Origin of the sequence: Hylemonella gracilis str. Niagara R (assembly GCF_000600295.1) — a bacterium.
Lineage (GTDB): Bacteria > Pseudomonadota > Gammaproteobacteria > Burkholderiales > Burkholderiaceae_C > Hylemonella > Hylemonella gracilis_A.
Genome location: NZ_JEMG01000001.1, coordinates 462,355 through 476,838 on the forward strand (window position 1 = coordinate 462,355; position 14,484 = coordinate 476,838).

Below are 14,484 nucleotides of genomic sequence, written 5' to 3' on the forward strand. Positions count from 1 at the left end.
ATGCAGGGAGTGTCGCCCGTGACGTACACCGCGCAAGGCCAACTGGACCGTGACGCCCTGATCCGGCAGTACGTGCCCCTGGTGCGTCGGCTGGCGTACCACATGATGGCCAAGCTGCCCCCGTCCATCCAGGTGGACGATTTGATCCAGGTCGGCTTGATCGGTCTGTCCGAGGCGCTCACGCGGTACGAGGCCACCCAAGGCGTGCAGTTCGAGACTTTCGCCACCCAGCGCATCCGCGGCGCGATGATCGATGAGTTGCGCGAGAACGATTGGATGAGCCGTGGCTCGCGCAAGAGTCAGAAGGAAATCGAGGCGGCGTTGACCCGACTCGAACACCAGCTGGGACGCTCGCCCACCGAGTCAGAGATCGCCGAGGCGCTGGGCATGGAGTTGGCCGAGTACCAAGCGCTGCTGTACAAGGTCAAGGGCACGCAGCTGGTCTACCTCGAGGACATGACCGCGGGGGAGGACGAGGAAGGTTTCCTCGATCGCCACATGGTCGATGGCGAATCCGACCCCATGGCCTTGCTGCGCAACCAACGCCTGCGCAGCTCGCTGGTGGAGGCCATCAAGGCCTTGCCCGAGCGCGAGCAGTACGTGATGAGCATGTACTACGAGCAGGACATGAACCTCAAGGAAATCGCCGCCGTGCTGGGCGTCACCGAATCGCGCGTCTGCCAGTTGCACAGCCAGTCGATCGCGCGCCTGCGTGCCAAGATGCGCGCGCACTGAGTTCGGTGCGAGGGGACGGACTCGGTGAGGTCGCGCGGTGAGTTTGCGGTGGCGCGTGCCGGGCACCAGAAGCCGCCCTCCTCTTGAGATTTGCTGCGCACATCAAAATCGTCGGGACGGCATCTGTCGCCCAGCACGCTTGAATGGGCGTTTCTTCACTCCTGCTTTTTACGCGCCAGCGCTTTTTCGTACAGCGCGTTGCGCGGTGTCCCGGTGATGTCCGCTGCCAGCTTGACGGCGGTTTTCAAGGGCAGTTCCGCCAGCAGCAGATCCAGGGTGCGCAGCGCCGCCGGGGCCAGCGCGCTTTCCTGAGCCACGCGCGGCGCCGGGTGTAGCACCAGCACGAATTCCCCACGCGCGCGCTGCGCGTCCACCGCGAGCCAGTCTGCAAATTGCGCGGCGGGCAGGGTGACGATCTGTTCGAACTGCTTGCTGATTTCCCTGGCCACGGTCAGGGCACGGTCCCCCAAGGCCGCCAGGGCGTCCGCCAGGGCCGTGATGCGGTGCGGCGCCTCCAGCAGCACCACGGCGCGCGGTTCCTCCGCCAGCGACTGCACGGCTTGCGCCCGCTCGCCCGTCTTGGCAGGCAGAAAACCCGCGAACACGAAGCTGCCTGACTCATCGACCGCGCCAGCCGCACTCAACGCCGCGGTGACGCTGCTGGCCCCTGGCAAGGGCATCACGGGCAGCCCCTCGGCGCGCACGGCCGCGACCAGGCGGGCACCGGGGTCGCTGACGGCCGGCGTGCCCGCGTCGCTGACATAGGCCACGCGCAGGCCTTCTCGCAGGTGCGCGATGACTTGCTGGGCGGCTTCCTGTTCGTTGTGCTGATGCACCGCCATCAAGCTGGCGCCGCTTTTTTCGATGCCATAGGCGCGCAGCAGGCTTTGCGTGTGGCGCGTGTCCTCGCAGGCCAGCACATCGGCTAAGCGCAGCACGTAAAGGGCGCGCAAGGTGATGTCGGCCAAGTTGCCAATGGGCGTGGCCACCACGTAGAGCGTGCCGGGCGGTAGATGCTGAGCGCCCGCAGCATCTTGCGCGGCGATCAGGGCTGAGGCATAAGAGGAAGAGTTCACGAACGTGGATAGGTAAGCCCATGCGCAATCACCCCCTTCCGAATCAGGTCCAGCCCACGACCAAACAGGCCGGTGACATGGCGGAAGAACAGGCCTTGCGGCATCTGCAGGCGGCGGGGTTGCAACTGCTGACGCGCAATTATCGGACGCCCGGACGAGGCGGCGGCGAGGTGGACCTCGTGATGAAGACCGCGGACGGCACCCTGGTGTTCGTGGAGGTGCGCCGCCGCGCCAGCGCGCGACACGGGGGCGCGGCCGCCAGCGTGGGCGCCGTCAAGCAGCGACGCGTCATCCTGGCGGCGCGCCACTACCTGCTGCGCTGGCGTTCACCACCGCCTTGCCGCTTCGACGTGGTCGCGATCGAGGGTGGCCCGCAAGGCATCGGCGAAAGTCGGCTGGTATGGTTGCAGGCGGCGTTCGACGCAGGCGCTCATTGACCCCGTTTCTTGCCCTTGCCTTGCGCCAGCGAGCGGCACGGACGAGGCCTTCGAGGCGGACCGTCCACGCCCCGACCCTGCGTCGTGCGTTCCGTTGGGTGCGTGCGGGGTGTTCACCTTCCTGATCGCGGGTGGATGCACGGGGCTGCCCGACCGGCTTCAGGCAAGGCCGGTATCATTCGCGCCATCATGTTTGAGCCGCGCATTGAACAACACTTCATCGACAGCGCAGACCTGAAGTACCAGGCCGCGCAAGTGCTGAGCAAGCCCATATCGGCGGCGGTCCAGGCTGTGCTGGAATGCGTGACCAATGGCGGCAAGGTGCTGGCCTGCGGCAATGGCGGCTCTGCCGCCTACGCGCAGCACTTCGCAGCCGAATTCGTGGGTCGTTTCGAGCGGGAGCGTCCCGAGCTGGGCGCGATCGCGCTGACCGCGGACAGTGCCATCCTCACGGCCATCGCCAACGACTATGACTACAGCCTGGTCTTCTCCAAGCAGGTGCGCGCGCTGGGGCAGGCGGGTGACGTGCTGCTGGCCATCTCCAGCAGCGGCAATTCCGCCAATGTGTTGGCCGCCATCGAAGCCGCGCATGAGCGCGACATGATCGTGGTCGGGCTGACCGGCAAAGGCGGCGGCAAGATGAACGCCGTGCTGCGCGAAACCGACGTGCATGTTTGCGTGCCACACGAACGCACGGCGCGCATCCAGGAAGTGCATTTGCTGGCGCTGCACTGCATCTGCGACGCCGTCGATCATCAACTGCTGGGTGAACAGGACAACAAGCCGTGAGCAAACCAAATTCCCTACACCGTTCCCTGGCCCTGCGCGCCCTTTGGCTGTGCATGGCCGCTGGCCTGGGCGCCGTGGCCTTGAGCGGCTGCGCGCCCATGATAGTCGGCGGCGCCGTGGTGGCCACAGGCCTGTCAGTGCTGGACCGGCGCACCACCGGCACGCAACTCGACGACGAAGGCATCGAGACGCGGGCCATGTCGCGCTTGAAGGAGCAACTGGGCGACCGGGCGCATGTCAACGTTGTCAGCTACAACCGCCAAGTGCTGTTGACCGGCGAGGTCTTGAGCGAGCAGGACCGTCAGCTCGCCGAACGGGTGATCGCGGGGCTGCCCAATGTGCGCAGCATCATCAACGAACTGGCCGTGCTGGGTCCTTCTACCTTGACGCAACAGTCCTCGGACGTGGGGGTGACGATGCGGGTCAAGACCAGCATGATCGACTCGCGCGATCTGAATGCCCATGTGGTCAAGGTCGTGACCGAGCGTGGCGTCGTCTACTTGATGGGCCGGGTGACGCAGCGTGAGGCCGATCGCGCGACCGACATCGCGCGCCGTACCACGGGGGTCCAGAAAGTGGTGCGTCTGTTCGAGCTGATCAGCGAGGAAGAGCGCCTGACCCTGGACAATCCGGGGCGCACGCGCTCTGCCCAGCCCGCTTACTGAGGCGTATAGCGCATGCACCGGCGCCCGGTGCCGGTGTCGTTCCGACCTGAATGAGCCGGTTCCTGTCAGAGGGCCGCGGGGTTTTCCCGTCGGGATCTCAGGCGCTCACGCCTTGCGCCTGCCGCGCATGGCGCTGGGCCTCGGCCGCGTCGATGGTGCCGCGTCGGAGCAGCTCCGCCAGGTGTTGATCCAGGGTGCGCATGCCAGCTGCCGCGCCGGTCTGCAGGCTGGTATGCATCTGGGCGACCTTGCCTTCGCGGATCAGGTGACGGATGGCCGGCGTGCCCGTCATGACTTCATAGGCCGCCACCCGTCCTGGCGCCCTGGCATCGGCGGTCTTGCACAGGACTTGCGCCACCACGGCCAGCAAGGATTCGGACAACATGCCGCGCGCCAGGTCTTTTTCTCCGGCGGGAAACAGGTCGATCACGCGATCCACCGCCTTGGGCGCGCTGCTGGTGTGCAAGGTGCCCAGCACCAGGTGGCCGGTCTCGGCGGCGGTGAGCGCCAGGCGCATGGTGTCCAGGTCGCGCATCTCACCGAGCAGGATCACGTCCGGGTCCGCACGCAGGGCTGAGCGCAAGGCGTTCGCGAAGGACAGGGTGTGCGCACCGACTTCACGCTGGTTGATCAGGCAACGGATGGGTTGGTGGATGAATTCGATCGGGTCTTCCACGGTCAGCACATGGCGGGCCTCGGTTTCGTTCAGATGTCGGACCATCGCAGCCAGGGTGGTGGATTTGCCCGAACCGGTGGGGCCTGTCACCAGCACCAGGCCGCGCGACCGCAGCGCCAGTTCCGCCAGCAGGGGTGGCGCGTTCAGCTGGGTCAGCGTGCGGACTTCGTCGGCGATGGCGCGAAAGACGGCGGCTGCGCCGCGCTGGGCCCGGAAGGCATGGACGCGGAATCGACCGAGGCCAGGAAAGTCACGCGCGAAGTCGCATTCCAGCGTGCGTGCGTAGTGCTGTTGTTGGGGCACATCCATCAGCGTTTGCAGCAAGACCAGGATGTCGTCGTGGCGCAGCGGCGGCAGGGTCTCGAGGCGGCGCATGTCCCCATGCACCCGCAGCAGCGGCGGCAGGCCGGTGGACAGGTGCAGGTCGGACGCTTCCTGGTCCAGGCACAGTCTCAGCAGCGGGATGATGTCCATGGCGAAGATGAGGCGTTCAGGATGGCGGTGACAGCGCCGTGATGCAGGACAATTGTGGGCCTGAGCCCACCATGGTCCATGCCTGATTCACCGTTGAACAATCCAGCTTTCAGTGCCGCGCTGCGTGCCGTGCAGACCCGCATCGCCGCCGCGTGCGCGGCTGCGGGGCGTGATCCAGCAAGCGTGCAGCTCTTGGCCGTGTCCAAGACCTTCGGTCCCGAGGCCGTGCGGGTTGCGTACCAGGCCGGCCTGCTCGCCTTCGGCGAGAACTACATCCAGGAAGCCGTGGCCAAGATGGTGGCCCTGGCCGACCTGCCGCTCCAATGGCATTGCATCGGCCCCATCCAGAGCAACAAGACCCGGCTCGTGGCCGAGCATTTCGCCTGGGCGCAGACGGTGGATCGCCTCAAGATCGCGCAGCGCCTGGCCGAGCAGCGCCCCGCGCACCTGCCGCCCTTGCAGGTCTGTCTGCAGGTCAATGTGGACGGTGGGCCGACCAAGGCTGGCGTCGCCCCCGAGGACCTGCCGGCGCTGGCCCGGGCGGTGCGGGCGCTGCCGCGTCTGCGCTTGCGCGGCCTCATGTGCATCCCCGACCCGCAGCCGGACGCTGCCGCGATGCAGGCGGTGTTCGCGCGCGCGCTGGTCTTGTTCGATGCCCTGCGCGCGGACTGGGAAGGCCCCGACCCGGAACCCGACACCCTGTCCATGGGCATGAGCGCCGACCTGGAGGCCGCGATCGCCGCTGGCAGCACCCTGGTGCGCATCGGTTCCGCCCTGTTCGGTGCGCGTCCGGTCAAGCCAGCCGCCGCCGCGCCGTTGGCGGGCGCGCAGGACGGATGAGGGGCTTCGCTCGACTGGGCCTGCTCGCGCTGGGGCTCTGGGCTGCGGCATGGTCCAGCCTGGCCATCGCACGAGAGACCGCCCGGCCCGACCCCGAGCTGGCGTTTGTGCTGCAGGCGGCCCCGGTGCGGGTACTCGCCGTGCTGGACGGCGACACGCTGGAGGTGGAAGACCGCCACCAGCGTCGCTGGCGCATCCGCTTGCAAGGCGTTGATGCGCCGGAACTGGCGCAAGCACGGCGGCGTCAGGGGCAAACCTGCCGCACCCAGCCTCAGCCCCACGCAGAGGCCGCGCGCCAGGCCTTGGCCGACAAGGTGCAAGGCCAAGCCGTGCGTCTGCGCACCGAAGGCACCCGCAGCTACGATCGTGTGGTGGCTTATGTGCTGCTGGGCCGGCGCGAGGTCAATCGGGAGATGGTGGCCGAAGGCTGGGCCTGGAGTCTGGACCGGCACCATGCTTTGCCCGCCGAGCGGCGCTCTTATGCGCGCTCGCAAGGCGAGGCCCGGGCGGCGCGGCGGGGTCTCTGGGCAGAGACCCGCGAGGGTCAGGCCCCCAAGCATCCGGCACGCTGGCGCGCGGAACACGGACGTTGCTGAACAGCGGCGGATTCGGCCCGCCAGAGAAACAGGCGAGGTTCTGAGGCAGTGTGCCGGTCAGGGGCTGACTCGCCCAAGGTGCCCGCGAGGGCCGCAGGCCCTCAGTGCCGTGCCACCCAGTCCACCAAGGTTTCGAGGGCCGGCCGGGCTGCGGCGGCGTTCGGGTGGTTCACGATGGCGACCAGCACATAACGCCGACCGCTCTGCGCGTGCACAACGCCAGCGATGGCGTTCACGTCGCGCAGGCTGCCCGTCTTGAGGTGGGCCGAGCCCCGCGCGCGCCAGCGCTCGGGCCGCAGCGTGCCATCTTGACCACTGATGGGCAGGGAGGTCAGCAGCTCCGGCATCAGCGGTCCGTCCCAGACGTACTGCAGCAGGCGCGCCAGCGCGGCGGGGCTGACGCGGTCCTCGCGCGACAGGCCTGAGCCATTGCTGACTTGCGGCGCGCCCTCGTCCACCTGGCCTTTCACGGCCAGCCGTTCGCGCCACCAGTCCTGCAGCAGGGCGCGGGAGGCGACCAACGTGCCTTGCGCCGTCGGGCTGCCTGGCGTGATGGTGTCGGGCGCGGCGGTGGCTGCGGTCGTTGCCGCCTGTTCCAGGCTCAGCGTGAGGAAGAGCTGCTGCGTCATCACGTTGTTGCTGTACTTGTTGATGTCGCGCACCACCTCGGCCAGCGGCGGGGATTCGAGCGCGAAAACCGGACCCTGGCCCGGGCTGGTTTCGCGCAGCGCGTCGGGCACCCGGCCCGCACGAACCTGGCCGCGCAGCGTGCCGCCGATCGTCCGCCACATGCCAGCGATGGCCCGGGCGTTGTAGCCCTCGGGGTCGGGCCAAGCCAGTGGCCAGATCTTTTCTTCGCAAGCAGCCGGGTAACGGCCCGCGAAGCGGGGCTGGACCGGTGCCGAGCCCTCGGACCGCCCGAAACCGGCCTGGGCGAAATTCGCTTGCAGCCCGCCGCGCCAATCGCCGCAGCGCTCCTGCGAGAGCGGGATGGTGGAGGGCCAGGTCACGCCCGCCAGCGGCGGCTCCACATGCAAGCGCGCCACGCCCGCGGCGCGGTCGGGCGTGAAGGTCATGAGCACGGACTTGAAGTTCAGCAGCAACGCGCTGGGCGCCGCGTTGTACGGCCGCAGCGGTTCACCATCGAATTCGCCCGGGTCGTGTGGCACGGCCTCGAACAGGCGGTCGTCCAGCACGATGTCGCCGGTGATGGTCGAAATGCCCAGGCCCTGTACCCGGCGCAGCAGCAGCCAGAGGCGTTCGGCCACGAGCTTGGGGTCGCCCCGCCCCTCGATGTACAGGTCACCCTGCAGCGTGCCTTCGCGGATCACGCCGTCCAGGTAGACCGGCGTGCGCCACTTCCAGTTCGGTCCCAGCAGTTCCAACGCGGCGGCGGTGGTGACCAGCTTCATCACGCTGGCGGGGTTCATGGGCGCCTCGGCGCGATGGCGCAACAGGGATTTTCCGCGCGTCGCGGCACCCGCTTCCTCGACCACGATGCCCAGGGCGCTGGCGGGGATCTTGGCCCGGGCCAGCGCCTGGGTCACGGGGGCGGGCAGGGTGGCGGCGGAAATGCCCAGGGCGGTGGCAGCGCTCAGGCTCAGGAGCAGGACCCGCAAGGCGGAACAAAAAGGAGAACGAGGCATGCGGGAAAGTTTAGGGCAAGGCGCGGTGGCCGGGCCTGCGCCGATAATCGGTGCCCCTGAAGCAATCCCGCCTGCATGAACCTCCTCGCGCTCGACACCACCACCGATCAGCTTTCCGTGGCCCTCGCGCGTGACGGCCAGGTCTGGCAGTACCAGGGCGCGGGCGCGGCTCAGGCCTCCTCGGGCCTGATTCCGGCCATCGAAGCCTTGATGGCCGAGGCAGGCTTGCGTTACGCGCAACTGGACGCCATCGCCTTCGGCAGCGGGCCGGGAGCCTTCACCGGCCTGCGCACGGCCTGCGCCGTGGCCCAGGGCCTGGCCTATGGCGCGGCCGTGCCGGTGCTGCCGGTGGACAGCCTGTTGACGTTGGTCGAAGAGGCCAGGGAACGGTATGCACCGCAGGCCCATACCTTGCGTGTGCTGGCTTTGCTCGATGCTCGCATGGACGAGCTGTATGCCGCGCCCTATCTGTACGCCGACGGTCGGTGGCAGCAGCAGGCTCCCTTCGGCCTGCATACCCCCGAGGCGCTGCCTGCCTGGGACGGCGACGCCCTGGCCGGCAATGTGTTCACCGTCTACGGCGAGCGCTTGCCCTGGCCTGCGGCCCTGCCACGCTGGCCAGTGCTGCCCCTGGCAACGGCCATGCTGCGTCTCGCACCCGCCCTGCTGGCCCAGGGGGCCGCCGTGCGGGCCGAGGACGCACTGCCGCAGTACGTGCGTGACAAGGTGGCCAAGACCACCGAAGAACGCCTGCGGGAGCGTAAGGCGCTTCAGCCATCCACGGCCCCCGTGGTTCAAGCGTCGGTGTCCGGTCCGTTGACGGGCTGAGAGGCTCGGCATGCACGCCCCGTCTATGCCGCATGCGTGCGGCTCCCCGATTGAGGTCCGCCTTGAGCCGCTGGACGCGACGCGCTTGGACGCCGTGCTCCACATCGAACAGCGCGCTTATTCGCATCCCTGGACGCGCGGCCATTTCCTCGACGGCTTGCGCGCGGGCCACCACATGCGCGTGCTGGTCGCGGGGGAGGCGGGCGAGGAAACCGTGCTCGGCTATTACGTGGCCATGCAAGGCGTCGCCGAGGCCCACCTGCTCAACATCACCGTCGCGCCGCAACACCAGGGTCAGGGCTGGGCCCGCCTTATGCTGGACGCCCTGGCGCTCTGGGCGCGGGGTGTGCCCGCGCAACCGCCGCTGGAAATGCTCTGGCTGGAGGTACGCGCGGGCAACCAGCGCGCCATCCATGTCTATGAGGCGCAGGGCTACCGCCGCGTGGGCCTGCGCAAGGACTATTACCCCGACGGTCACGGCCGCCGCGAGGACGCGGTGGTGATGAGCCTGCCCCTGACCCCAGCCGCTTCCACCCCCCTGCAACCCGCGCAGGCACCTCTGTAGGATGCGGACCATGGAATTGGATGCACGTCAGCGCGCCATGCTGGAAGAAATGGGAATTCGTGTCTGGACGCCCATGGCGTCGGCGCCAGCGGATGAGACAGCCCTTGCCAAGTCCTCGCTGCGGCCGTCCGATGGCTCGCGTGCCAGGGTGGCCGCGCCCTCATCCCCGGTGGAGCGGCCAGTCCGCGCGCCCGTGCCCATGGCGGCCCCGGCCGTTCCGGTCGGCGTGACCGCGCCCCGCGCCCTGCCCACCGACATCGCGGCCATGGACTGGGACGACCTGGAGGCCGTTGTGGCCGGCTGCCAGGCCTGCGGCCTGTGCAAGAGCCGCAAGAACACCGTGTTCGGCGTCGGGCACCGGCAGGCGCGCTGGCTGATCGTCGGCGAGGCGCCGGGCGAGAACGAGGATCTCCAGGGCGAACCGTTTGTCGGCCAGGCCGGCAAGCTGCTGGACAACATGCTCAAGGCCCTGGGCCTGGCGCGCGGCGCCGACGACGCGGCCCGGGCCGTCTACATCGCCAACGTGCTCAAGTGCCGGCCGCCAGGCAACCGCAACCCCGCGCCCGAGGAAGTGCTGCAGTGCGAACCCTATCTGCGTCGCCAGGTCGCGTTGCTACAGCCGCGCATCATCCTCGCGATGGGGCGTTTCGCCGTCCAGTCCCTGCTGCAGCACAGCCTGCCAGACGTGGCAACCATGCCGCTGGGCCGTCTGCGCGGCCAGGTGCATAGCTATGAAGGCGTGCCCGTCGTCGTGAGCTACCACCCTGCTTACCTGTTGCGCACGCCGCAGGACAAGGCCAAGGCCTGGGATGATCTGTGTTTGGCACAGTCTTTGATGTTCGATGCCGGCACCTCATAATGGCCTGCATGGCAAGCCGTACCGATGACACTGGAAACAGGGACAGGGAGATGATGAACACAGAGAACACCATGCCGGCCACCGAGTTGCGCCTTTATGACGAACCCGGGCACCTGATCCGCCGCGCGCAGCAGATTGCCGTCGCGCGCTTCCACGAAGTGCATGGGCGGCACGTCACCCCGGTGCAGTACGCCATCCTGCGCACCCTGCAGGAGACGCCCGGCATCGACCAGGTGACGCTGGCCGACAAGGTGGCGCTGGACACCTCCACCACGGCCGACATCGCCGCGCGGCTGGAGACCAAGGGCTGGATCTCGCGCGAGGTGCTGCCACGCCGACAGCGCAGCCTGGTCCTCACGCCGGAGGGCGAGACGGTGCTGGCCGAACTGCTGCCGGGCACGACAGCGCATTGGGACAGCCTGATGAGCGCGCTGTCCACTGAGGAGCAGCGCGAATTCATCCGCCTGCTGCGCAAATTCGTCGATTTGCACGACCAGCGCGACTCTGAAGAGTGACTGCTCACTGTTCTTTAGGGTCCTCTCAATTCGAGGGTAAATACCAGGGGGCAAAAGCCGGCATAGGCTAGCCCTTTGTGGCCGTGCGTCCTAAAATACCGGTCATTCAGTATACGGATTCATGAGGCTACGCCACCGCCCGGTGTCGTCCATCATGACCGGTCCCGTCTGACTCAGCTTAGGAGCACACCATGTCCACTGTCAGCACCTTTCCCAAGAACACTTGGTACGTCGCCGCGTCCAGCCAGGAAATCGGCGCCGACAAGCCGCTGGGCCGCATGGTCTGCGGTGAACGCATTGCCTTCTACCGTGACGCGGCCGGCAAGATCAACGCGGTGCAGGACTTCTGCCCGCACCGTGGCGCGCCGCTGTCGCTGGGCTATGTCTGCGAAGGCCAGCTCACCTGCGGTTACCACGGCCTGGTCATGGGTTGCGACGGCAAGACGGTGTCCATGCCTGGCCAGCGCGTTCGCGGTTTTCCGGCCATTCGCAGTTTCCCCGTGACCGAGCGCTACGGCTTCGTCTGGGTCTGGACGGGCGAGGCGACGCTGGCCGACGAGGCCAAGATCCCGGTCCTGGAGTTCTTCGACAACCCGGAATGGGCCTATGGCGGTGGCCTGTACCACATCGCCTGCGACTACCGGCTGATGATTGACAACCTGATGGACCTGACGCACGAGACCTATGTGCACAGCAGCTCCATCGGCCAGAAGGAAATCGACGAAACGCCCTGCAAGACCACCGTCGAGGGCGACACCGTCGTCACCAGCCGCTTCATGAGCGGCATCGAGGCCCCGCCCTTTTGGAAGATGGCACTGCGGGGCAACGGCCTGCCGGATGATCAGCCGGTGGATCGCTGGCAGATCTGCCGCTTCTCGCCGCCCAGCCATGTGATGATCGAGGTGGGTGTGGCCCTGCAGGGCCAGGGTGGCTACGACGCGCCCAACGACAAGAAGGCCTACAGCGTGGTGGTGGACTTCATCACGCCCGAGACCGAGACTTCCATCCACTACTTCTGGGGCATGGCGCGCAAGTTCAAACCGCAGGACGCCGAGCTGACAGACACCATCCGCCAGGGGCAGGGCAAGATCTTCGCCGAGGACCTGGAGATGCTGGAGCGCCAGCAGAAGAACCTGCTGACCTGGCCCGAGCGCAAGCTGCTCATGCTCAACATCGACGCGGGTGGCGTTCAGTCGCGCAAGATCATCGATCGCCTCATCGCGGAAGAAGTCGCGGCTGCGTCCGTGGTGCCGGTCACGCCGCTCGCCGCCTGAATCGGCCGCGCCGGCTGGCGCGGTCCGTCAGGCCCGTGTGAATGGCCCGGGCAACCGCGTCGAGGGTCGTTCTTACAATCGCCGCATGACTTTCATCGACATGCTGCGCGCGGCCGAGGCCCGCAACCGGTCCATGCTCTGCGTGGGCCTGGACCCGGAGCCCTCGCGCTTTCCCGGCGCCTACCAGGGCGACCCCCGCAAAATCTACGACTTCTGCGCCGCCATCGTCGACGCCACGGCCGATCTGGCCATCGCCTTCAAACCGCAGATCGCCTACTTCGCCGCGCACCGCGCCGAGGACCAGCTAGAACAGCTCATGGCCCACATGCGCGCCAGCGCGCCGCAAGTGCCCGTGATCCTCGACGCCAAGCGGGGCGACATCGGCGCCACCGCCGAGCAGTACGCCCGCGAAGCCTTCGAGCGCTACGACGCCGACGCCGTGACCCTCTCGCCCTTCATGGGCTGGGACTCGGTGCAGCCCTACCTGAAGTACGAGGGCAAGGGCGCCTTCCTGCTCTGCCGCACCTCCAACCCCGGCGGTGACGATCTGCAGAACCAGCGCCTGGCCGACCTGCCGGGCCAGCCGCGCCTCTACGAGCATGTGGCGGCACTGGCCCAGGGTCCCTGGAACCTGAACGGCCAGCTCGGCCTGGTGGTGGGCGCCACCTACCCGGAAGAGATCGCCCGCGTGCGCCAACTCGCGCCCACCCTGCCCCTGCTGATTCCCGGCGTCGGTGCGCAGGGCGGCGACGCGGTGGCCACGGTCAAGGCGGGCTGGACGAAGGATGGCCTGATCGCCGTGAACTCCTCGCGCGCCATCCTCTATGCGTCGTCGGGCGAGGACTTTGCCCAGGCCGCGCGTCGCGAGGCGATGAAGACACGCGACCTGCTGCAGGTGGCGCGGGGCTGAGCCCCAACGCCCTCGCGTCAACCCGCCGAGCGCGAGGCGTCCAGCTGCGCCTTGGCCCGCTTGGCCAGGGCAATGGCCTCAGGTGTTTCGGGGGTCCACGCCGGCACCGGCATCGGCTTGCCATGGGAATCGACCGAGACGAAGACGATCAGGCATTCGGTCGTGGTCTCCAGCCTCCCACCTTTCATGTCCCCGCTGCGCACCTCGACCGAGATGTTCATGCTGGTGCTGCCGGTGTAGGCCAGCTTGGCTTCCACCTCCACCAGGTCGCCGATCATGATGGGGCGATGGAAGCGGATGCCGCCCACGTAGACCGTGACGCAGTAGCGCTTGGCCCAGCTGGTGGCGCAGGCGTAGCCGGCCTCATCGATCCATTTCATGACGGTGCCGCCGTGCACCTTGCCGCCGTAGTTTACGGTGCTGGGTTCGGCGAGGAATCGGAGCGTGATGGAGGACATGGGTTTCCTTGGCAAGCAGATGGCGGGAGTATGCGGGGGCGATGTGACGCGGGTAAATAATGGCCGGGCCGGGGGGCAGGGTGATGGTGGACGTGGAACTGGCCGCAAAAAGCGGGCCAGCCCGCCGCGGTGCGCAGGCTAGCCGCGATCGCGCATCAGTGTGGATTTGCCGAACAGGCTTTCCACCAGTTCCACCGCCACCTGCGCCGTGCGGTTGCGCACATCCAGCGCGGGGTTGAGTTCCACGATGTCCAGCGAACCGACGCGTCCGGTGTCGGCGATCATCTCCATGCACAGCTGCGCCTCGCGGTAAGTTGGCCCGCCGGGCACCGTGGTGCCCACGCCGGGCGCGATCTCCGGGTCCAGAAAGTCCACGTCGAAACTCACGTGCAGGTGGGTGTTGTCGTCCAGGCCCTCCAGGGCCTTGGCCATGGTCGCGCGCATGCCCATTTCGTCCAGGTAACGCATGTCGTAGACCTCCAGCTGGGCCTCGCGCACGCGTGCACGTTCGCCTTCGTCCACGCTGCGGATGCCGATCTGCCGCAGGCTGGCCGGTTCGATCGCGGGCACATGGCCCGCCATGGACACGAGGGCGGGAGGGCCGTCACCGCACAGGCAGGCCACGGGCATGCCGTGCAGATTGCCCGAGGGCGTGATGTCGTGGGTGTTGAAGTCCGCGTGCGCGTCCAACCACAGCACGCGCAGCTCGCGGCCCGCGGCCTTGCAGTGGCGCGCCACCGCGCTGATGGAGCCGATGCCCAGGCTGTGGTCACCGCCCAGCAGCACCGGCAACTCGCCCGCGTTCAGCGCCGCATGAACAGCGTCGTGCACCGCCTGGTTCCAGGCGACCACCTCGTCCAGGTGGCGGTAACCGGTCTGCGGCGGCAGGCAAGGGTTGTTCGGCCCGTGCAGGTTGCCCGTGTCGTGCACGGCCAAGCCGCGCCGCGCGAACATCTCGGCGATGCCCGCCACCCGCAGGGCTTCGGGGCCCATGGAGGCGCCGCGCGCGCCCGCGCCGATGTCGGTGGGGGCGCCGATCAGCCGCACGGTGCCCGCAGGCGTGGCGGCATGGGAAAAGGAAGCAGACATGGGCCGGGATTATCGCGGGGCGCCAACTTTACGCAGGCGTCAGGAAAATGGG

17 protein-coding genes are annotated in these 14,484 nt (G+C 68.0%); 12 read left to right on the forward strand and 5 right to left on the reverse strand.

All coding sequences use genetic code 11. From position 1 onward, the window contains the following. Positions 1-735: an RNA polymerase sigma factor FliA gene (locus AZ34_RS02155; RefSeq protein ID WP_035604332.1), complete on the forward strand. Its 735-nt coding sequence runs from the start codon at positions 1-3 to the stop codon at positions 733-735. Between the two features lie 155 nt (positions 736-890). On the opposite strand, the gene rsmI is transcribed toward AZ34_RS02155, so the two are convergent. Beyond that, positions 891-1,811: a 16S rRNA (cytidine(1402)-2'-O)-methyltransferase gene (gene rsmI / locus AZ34_RS02160; RefSeq protein WP_035604335.1), complete on the reverse strand. Its 921-nt coding sequence runs from the start codon at positions 1,809-1,811 to the stop codon at positions 891-893. A 20-nt stretch (positions 1,812-1,831) separates the two neighbouring features. On the opposite strand from rsmI, the gene AZ34_RS02165 reads away from it, so the two are divergent. The 3 genes from AZ34_RS02165 (at position 1,832) to AZ34_RS02175 (ending at position 3,702) form a co-directional block, all read left to right on the forward strand. Then, positions 1,832-2,248 (forward strand): YraN family protein, encoded by a 417-nt coding sequence (locus AZ34_RS02165; RefSeq protein WP_035604337.1) that lies wholly within the window; start codon positions 1,832-1,834, stop codon positions 2,246-2,248. A gap of 189 nt (positions 2,249-2,437) precedes the next feature. Continuing rightward, positions 2,438-3,037, forward strand: coding sequence for a phosphoheptose isomerase (locus AZ34_RS02170; protein ID WP_035604339.1), 600 nt, complete (start codon positions 2,438-2,440; stop codon positions 3,035-3,037). After that, positions 3,034-3,702, forward strand: coding sequence for a BON domain-containing protein (locus tag AZ34_RS02175; RefSeq protein ID WP_035604342.1), 669 nt, complete (start codon positions 3,034-3,036; stop codon positions 3,700-3,702). The genes AZ34_RS02170 and AZ34_RS02175 overlap by 4 nt, the downstream gene beginning before the upstream one ends. A gap of 97 nt (positions 3,703-3,799) precedes the next feature. Here the strand turns inward: AZ34_RS02175 and AZ34_RS02180 are convergent, their stop codons facing one another. Next, on the reverse strand, positions 3,800-4,852 hold the full coding sequence (locus AZ34_RS02180) for a type IV pilus twitching motility protein PilT (RefSeq protein WP_035604345.1): 1,053 nt from the start codon (positions 4,850-4,852) through the stop codon (positions 3,800-3,802). A gap of 78 nt (positions 4,853-4,930) precedes the next feature. Here AZ34_RS02180 and AZ34_RS02185 point away from each other — a divergent pair, with 78 nt between their 5' ends. Further along, positions 4,931-5,692: a YggS family pyridoxal phosphate-dependent enzyme gene (locus AZ34_RS02185; RefSeq protein ID WP_051509458.1), complete on the forward strand. Its 762-nt coding sequence runs from the start codon at positions 4,931-4,933 to the stop codon at positions 5,690-5,692. Next, positions 5,689-6,288 (forward strand): thermonuclease family protein, encoded by a 600-nt coding sequence (locus AZ34_RS02190; protein ID WP_051509459.1) that lies wholly within the window; start codon positions 5,689-5,691, stop codon positions 6,286-6,288. Before AZ34_RS02185 ends, AZ34_RS02190 begins: the two co-directional genes overlap by 4 nt. A 101-nt stretch (positions 6,289-6,389) precedes the next feature. On the opposite strand, the gene dacB is transcribed toward AZ34_RS02190, so the two are convergent. Next, the gene (dacB, locus tag AZ34_RS02195) at positions 6,390-7,934 is read right to left on the reverse strand and encodes a D-alanyl-D-alanine carboxypeptidase/D-alanyl-D-alanine-endopeptidase (RefSeq protein WP_035604348.1); all 1,545 of its coding nucleotides are present in this window, start codon (positions 7,932-7,934) and stop codon (positions 6,390-6,392) included. 75 nt (positions 7,935-8,009) lie between these two features. Between dacB and tsaB the strand changes: the two genes are divergently transcribed. The 6 genes from tsaB (at position 8,010) to pyrF (ending at position 12,885) form a co-directional block, all read left to right on the forward strand. After that, a complete protein-coding gene (gene tsaB, locus AZ34_RS02200; RefSeq protein WP_035604352.1) occupies positions 8,010-8,762 on the forward strand; it encodes a tRNA (adenosine(37)-N6)-threonylcarbamoyltransferase complex dimerization subunit type 1 TsaB in 753 nt (250 codons plus the stop codon). A gap of 10 nt (positions 8,763-8,772) precedes the next feature. Further along, positions 8,773-9,327: a ribosomal protein S18-alanine N-acetyltransferase gene (gene rimI / locus AZ34_RS02205; protein ID WP_035604354.1), complete on the forward strand. Its 555-nt coding sequence runs from the start codon at positions 8,773-8,775 to the stop codon at positions 9,325-9,327. A gap of 10 nt (positions 9,328-9,337) precedes the next feature. After that, the gene (locus AZ34_RS02210) at positions 9,338-10,186 is read left to right on the forward strand and encodes a uracil-DNA glycosylase (protein ID WP_035610638.1); all 849 of its coding nucleotides are present in this window, start codon (positions 9,338-9,340) and stop codon (positions 10,184-10,186) included. Positions 10,187-10,239: 53 nt separating this feature from the next. After that, the gene (locus AZ34_RS02215) at positions 10,240-10,701 is read left to right on the forward strand and encodes a MarR family winged helix-turn-helix transcriptional regulator (RefSeq protein ID WP_035610641.1); all 462 of its coding nucleotides are present in this window, start codon (positions 10,240-10,242) and stop codon (positions 10,699-10,701) included. A gap of 191 nt (positions 10,702-10,892) precedes the next feature. Beyond that, positions 10,893-11,975: an aromatic ring-hydroxylating oxygenase subunit alpha gene (locus AZ34_RS02220; protein ID WP_035604355.1), complete on the forward strand. Its 1,083-nt coding sequence runs from the start codon at positions 10,893-10,895 to the stop codon at positions 11,973-11,975. An 85-nt stretch (positions 11,976-12,060) separates the two neighbouring features. Beyond that, positions 12,061-12,885, forward strand: a complete 825-nt coding sequence (pyrF, locus tag AZ34_RS02225) for an orotidine-5'-phosphate decarboxylase (RefSeq protein ID WP_197026483.1) — start codon at positions 12,061-12,063, stop codon at positions 12,883-12,885. Between the two features lie 17 nt (positions 12,886-12,902). Here pyrF and AZ34_RS02230 read toward each other — a convergent pair whose 3' ends face one another. Together AZ34_RS02230 and rocF are read right to left on the reverse strand one after the other, a co-directional pair. Beyond that, complete coding sequence (locus AZ34_RS02230; RefSeq protein WP_035604358.1) at positions 12,903-13,343, reverse strand: acyl-CoA thioesterase; 441 nt, start codon at positions 13,341-13,343, stop codon at positions 12,903-12,905. Positions 13,344-13,481: 138 nt separating this feature from the next. Continuing rightward, positions 13,482-14,432, reverse strand: a complete 951-nt coding sequence (gene rocF / locus AZ34_RS02235; RefSeq protein ID WP_035604361.1) for an arginase — start codon at positions 14,430-14,432, stop codon at positions 13,482-13,484. Between the last annotated feature and the right edge of the window lie 52 nt (positions 14,433-14,484).

Coding starts and splice junctions, on each gene's coding strand:
- AZ34_RS02155 (WP_035604332.1), top strand. CDS start 1: ATGCAGGGAGTGTCGCCCGTGACGTACACCGCGCAAGGCCAACTGGAC.
- AZ34_RS02165 (WP_035604337.1), top strand. CDS start 1,832: ATGCGCAATCACCCCCTTCCGAATCAGGTCCAGCCCACGACCAAACAG.
- AZ34_RS02170 (WP_035604339.1), top strand. CDS start 2,438: ATGTTTGAGCCGCGCATTGAACAACACTTCATCGACAGCGCAGACCTG.
- AZ34_RS02180 (WP_035604345.1), bottom strand. CDS start 4,852: ATGGACATCATCCCGCTGCTGAGACTGTGCCTGGACCAGGAAGCGTCC.
- AZ34_RS02185 (WP_051509458.1), top strand. CDS start 4,931: ATGCCTGATTCACCGTTGAACAATCCAGCTTTCAGTGCCGCGCTGCGT.
- AZ34_RS02190 (WP_051509459.1), top strand. CDS start 5,689: ATGAGGGGCTTCGCTCGACTGGGCCTGCTCGCGCTGGGGCTCTGGGCT.
- dacB (WP_035604348.1), bottom strand. CDS start 7,934: ATGCCTCGTTCTCCTTTTTGTTCCGCCTTGCGGGTCCTGCTCCTGAGC.
- tsaB (WP_035604352.1), top strand. CDS start 8,010: ATGAACCTCCTCGCGCTCGACACCACCACCGATCAGCTTTCCGTGGCC.
- rimI (WP_035604354.1), top strand. CDS start 8,773: ATGCACGCCCCGTCTATGCCGCATGCGTGCGGCTCCCCGATTGAGGTC.
- AZ34_RS02210 (WP_035610638.1), top strand. CDS start 9,338: ATGGAATTGGATGCACGTCAGCGCGCCATGCTGGAAGAAATGGGAATT.
- AZ34_RS02215 (WP_035610641.1), top strand. CDS start 10,240: ATGAACACAGAGAACACCATGCCGGCCACCGAGTTGCGCCTTTATGAC.
- AZ34_RS02220 (WP_035604355.1), top strand. CDS start 10,893: ATGTCCACTGTCAGCACCTTTCCCAAGAACACTTGGTACGTCGCCGCG.
- pyrF (WP_197026483.1), top strand. CDS start 12,061: ATGACTTTCATCGACATGCTGCGCGCGGCCGAGGCCCGCAACCGGTCC.
- AZ34_RS02230 (WP_035604358.1), bottom strand. CDS start 13,343: ATGTCCTCCATCACGCTCCGATTCCTCGCCGAACCCAGCACCGTAAAC.
- rocF (WP_035604361.1), bottom strand. CDS start 14,432: ATGTCTGCTTCCTTTTCCCATGCCGCCACGCCTGCGGGCACCGTGCGG.